The organism is Mesorhizobium sp. P3_A9 (genome assembly GCF_056402975.1).
The window spans coordinates 1-4,548 of sequence record NZ_JBFUGJ010000422.1; the positions used below are offsets into that span (position 1 = coordinate 1).

The 4,548-nt window shown below is 62.9% G+C and carries 3 protein-coding genes; 2 read left to right on the plus strand and 1 reads right to left on the minus strand.

Features of this window, described 5'->3' with window-relative positions:
* Window positions 1–19 precede the first annotated feature (19 nt).
* Window positions 20–925 carry a dioxygenase family protein gene (locus tag AC1DX0_RS31570; protein ID WP_477222941.1) on the minus strand — a complete coding sequence of 302 codons (906 nt, stop codon included), beginning with the start codon at window positions 923–925 and terminating at the stop codon, window positions 20–22.
* Window positions 926–1,018: 93 nt separating this feature from the next.
* On the opposite strand from AC1DX0_RS31570, the gene AC1DX0_RS31575 reads away from it, so the two are divergent.
* Window positions 1,019–1,978 carry a LysR family transcriptional regulator gene (locus AC1DX0_RS31575; RefSeq protein WP_477222942.1) on the plus strand — a complete coding sequence of 320 codons (960 nt, stop codon included), beginning with the start codon at window positions 1,019–1,021 and terminating at the stop codon, window positions 1,976–1,978.
* A gap of 668 nt (window positions 1,979–2,646) precedes the next feature.
* On the plus strand, window positions 2,647–4,548 hold a 1,902-nt coding region (locus AC1DX0_RS31580), incomplete at its 3' end, for a VCBS domain-containing protein (RefSeq protein ID WP_477358346.1).

Consider the following 4,548-nt stretch of genomic DNA (forward strand, 5'->3'; position numbering starts at 1 on the left):
CTCTGATACGGGCCATCGATCATCTCCTCCCAGAGGTTTCGGTTTCGCCCCGCCTTGTCGGGCAGAGCACGAGATTGAGGTCGAGTGCGTGCTTTCGCTTTCCCCCATGGGGCGGCAGCGCGCGGAACTCGGCCATGAGTTCGGGCTTGACCCCGAAAATGGCATCTCGGCCGATTGCGGGGTCCAATCGGTCGAAGATGTGGGTCGTCAGCGTTTCGAAGCCCTGTGCCGAAACGCGAAAATGAATATGGGCCGGTCGCTCGAGGCCAAGGCCAAGCGCCGACATCAATTGACCAACAGGGCCGTCCGCGGGCAGCGTGTAGCCCTTCGGCTTCACCGTCATGAAGCGGAACCGTCCCTGCGGATCGGCACGGAAGCGTCCGCGCAGGTTGAATTCCGGCTGCCTGTCCGGTTCCTGATTCTCGTAGAGGCCCTCGGCATTGGCCTGCCAGATCTCGACCATCGCATCGCCGATCCCCGCGCCGTCGAGCGCAACGACCCGCCCCGTAACCTCCAGCGGCTCGCCCTTGTGGTCGCGCGAGATGTTCCCGCCGAGCGGCATCTCCGGCGCGTCGGCGCGGTAGAAGGGTCCGGCCAGGGTATTGGGGGTCGCCCCGGCGGGGCGTGGGCTGTTTTGATCCTCGATCAGCGAGGACACGCCCAGAACATCGGCGAACAGCACCCATTCCTGGCGCCGCGCATCGGCGTAATGGCCGACCTCGGTCAGAAAATCGATCGCCAGCCGAAATTCCTCGCCGGAGGGTCGCAACTCCACGATGAGCGCGTGCAAACCATCCACGGCTGCCTGCGCCGCCGTCGCCAGGCGGGACGGGCCCATTGCTGTCAGACGCCGAGCGAATTCCTCGGCCTGCGTCGAGATCGCCTTGGGGAATTCATCCCTCTGGGGGTCGGGCTGGCCGTCCATTTCGCCGGGGCCTCCCTTCCCCTTGCCAAACGGGATAGCACGGCCCAACGCGCTGCTTGATGAGATGTCGCGCCCCTTGTATAGCGTTTTGCTATGAAGCTGAACGAGCGCCACCTCATGCAGCTCGCCGCGGTGCTGGATGCTGGCGGCGTGTCGGAAGGAGCCGCCATGCTGGGCCTGACCCAGCCCGCGGTCAGCCGATCGCTGGCCATGCTGGAGGCGCGGGTCGGCGAGCCCCTTTTCCTCAAGGGCCGCCGGCCGTTGCAGGCGACACCGCTCGGCTTCCAGCTGGCGGCGCAAGGGCGCACGATCATCACCGCGTCGCGCAAGGCGTCGGATGCAGTGCAGGGCTTCATGAAGGGCACGAAGGGCGTCGTCCGTGTCGGTGGCGTGCCTTTCTTCATGGATGCGATGATCAGCCGGATGATCGGGGAATTCCAGAAGCTCGAACCCGAGGTCACCGTCCAGCAAAGCTATATGAACCTGCCCGAGATGGTCGCAGCGCTGGAGAGCAACCAGATCGACCTCGGGATCGTGCCGATCGGCGTGCTCGACCTCGGACCAGGCTTCGAATTCACCGAGATCCTGCCAGGACGCAACGTCGTGGCTTGCCGGCCAGACCATCCGCTGCTGCGCAATCGCCGCCTCAGGGCGCATGACCTGACCAGCTTTCCCTGGGTGGCTCCACTGCCCGGCTCTCCGCTGATGTCGGACCTGCAGATGATCCTTATGAGCATCGGCATGTCGGACCTGAACGTGCGCTATTCGGGAGGCTCGTTGATGAGCGTGATCAACTTCCTTGCCGAAACCGATGCGCTGGCCGTGCTGCCGTTCTCCGTGGTCTTCGCGCAACGCAAGGAGAACCGGGTGACGGTGCTCCCCTATGAAATTCCGCAGCCCAGCCGATCACTTGGCATCCTGCGCCGGGTGAGCGGACCGCGCTCGCCCGCGGCAGAGCGCTTCGCCGGCCACGTCACGACCGCCTTCGAGAATCTGAAGCACATCATCAAGCGGCACGAGAATGCCGTCGTCTGGGGCGCTAGCCGGCATTAGCGGGACGGTGTAAGTCACGTCTCGCAGCGAGAGGCGCACCGCCGCTACGGCCTGGACGACAGGTGCGGCGTGCCCGAACTTGGCAGACCGCACGCCATAGTCCGCTCCAAAGGTCGCCGGCAATGTCTGCTTTCAAGCGATGGCAAGGCTGACCGCTACGTCAGAGAAGACGCAGAAAGCAGCCGTTCACGTCGCGGCAGACTTGCTTCGGGTCAGACTTTCCGTCCTCCAGCGGTCTTTTCAGCAGCCGTCAGCGGTCCACTAGGCCGCGACCCCTGCTGCTGTTTGAATTCGACTATTAACTGTTCCATCAAGTTCGATGTTGACCCCTCCCCGTCAGTAGAGTTAATAATCTCCTAATATAAGCGTCTTCTAAAATTCGCGATCGGTAACCGGCGAGTTAGACGATGCAATTGGGGTAGGAGACGCAGAGCCGCGACCAAGGTCGTCGCTGCCACCGTCATCGAGCGACCGTCCGTCCATGAATGACCAGCTTGAACCAGCTGTTCGTAACGGAGCGGCTTGTCTGGATGGCACCGGCAAATGATGCCTACCCGAATCGCACGCCGGTCGCGCGACTGTTCTTCGGCTGGAAGCAGCCGGTCGTTCAGTACTGTGAATGAAGCAGATGGTTGGGCGTCTGTTGTTTAACAACTAGGGGGTTGAAAATGGCTACTCAGGTCACCGGTGCCGGCGGCACTACCGCGTCTTTCTCGAATACACCACAGGCGAAGGATGACCTGTTCACTTATTCGGAAGACGCCACAGGTGTCCTAATCCTGAATGTCTTGGCTAATGATCTGGGAGGCGCAGCCAAACAGCTCTACTCCATCGATAACGCAGACAGTGCGTCCACTGCAACGAAGACATATGCCCCGGCAGATCTGCTCACACGTGACGCGACATATTCCGGAAGTGTCGGAGGGGGGACCGACACGAGTTACCTGGGTGCGCATATCTGGATAGGCACTGACGGTACGATCCACTACAATGCGGCAGATATCGACAGTACGATTCAAGCACTTGGGGCTGGAGAGGTTCTTGTCGATAAAGTGACCTACGCCATTCAGCTCGGCAATGGCACGCTGAGCTGGGCCACGGCCACCATTCAGTTCACCGGCACCAACGACAMRCCCGAYATCCATCTGGTGACGACCGACAGCGCGACCGCCTCGCTGATCGAGACCAACTCRGCTCTGACGAAGAGCGGCACGCTGACTGTGAACGATGCTGATGTGTCCGACACGGTAACCGCAAGTGTTGCATCAGTGTCGCTCGCCGGCACCACGGGCGGGCTGAACAGCGCCGCCGTGCTCGGCATGCTGACGGTTTCGCCGRCCTCGCTTACGGCCAATCCGGGTGAAACCAACAACCTCGGTTGGACCTTCAACTCGGCACCACAGGCTTTCGACTTCCTGGCTGTCGGCGAGACGCTGACGCTCACCTACACGATCAAGGCCGACGACGGCCACTCCGGCACCGACACGCAGACGGTGACGATCACCATCAACGGCACCAATGACGCTCCGGACATCACCGTTGGCGCTGGCGATAGCGCGGCCGCCTCGCTGACCGAGACCAATGCCGCCCTGACGAAGAGCGGCACCCTGACGGTGACCGATGCAGACCTCTCTGATACCGTCACCCCGACTGTCACATCCGTATCGCTCGSCGGCACCACGGGCRGSCTGAACAGYGCCGCCGTSMTCGGCATGCTGACGGTTTCGCCGGCCTCGCTTGCAGCCAACCCGACCGACACCCACAATTTGAACTGGTCGTTCAACTCGGCATCGCAAGCCTTCGACTTTCTCGCCCAGGGCGAGACGCTGACGCTCACCTACACGATCAAGGCCGACGATGGCCACACCGGCACCGACACGCAGACGGTGACGATTACTATCACCGGCACCAACGACACGCCCGACATCCATCTGGTGACGACCGACAGCGCGACCGCGGCATTGAACGAGACCAATGCGCCCCTGACGGCGAACGGCACCCTGACGGTGACCGATGCAGACCTCTCCGACTCGGTGACCCCCAGCGTAACCTCGGTGTCACCTGTCGGTCCCACCGGCGGTTTGGACAATGCCACCTTGCTCGGCATGCTGACGGTCGCGCCGGGCCCGCTTGCGGCCAATCCGACCGACAGCCTCAATCTGAGCTGGACCTTCAACTCGACACCGCAAGCCTTCGACTTCCTGGCCGCAGGCGCGACGCTGACGCTCACCTATACGGTCAAGGCCGACGACGGTCATGTCGGGGGCACCGACAGCCAGATCGTGACSGTGACCATCACCGGCACCAACGATGCGGCGACGGTGAGCTCGGACTCGAAGTCCGTGACCGAAGGCGACACGGCGGCGGCGCTGAACACCGGCGGCCAGCTGACGATCACCGACCCAGACACGGGTGAAGCGCATGTGGTGGCGCAGGCCAGTACGGCCGGCATCTATGGCGACTTCTCGATCGACGCCGACGGCGCCTGGAGCTACGCCGGCAACGGCGCCCACAACGAACTGACCGCGGGCCAGGTCGTGACCGACACCTTCACGGTGACGAGCCAGGAC

Bases quoted from the DNA above. Each gene is read 5' to 3' on its own strand.
- AC1DX0_RS31570 (WP_477222941.1), bottom strand. From the start codon at position 925: ATGGACGGCCAGCCCGACCCCCAGAGGGATGAATTCCCCAAGGCGATC.
- AC1DX0_RS31575 (WP_477222942.1), top strand. From the start codon at position 1,019: ATGAAGCTGAACGAGCGCCACCTCATGCAGCTCGCCGCGGTGCTGGAT.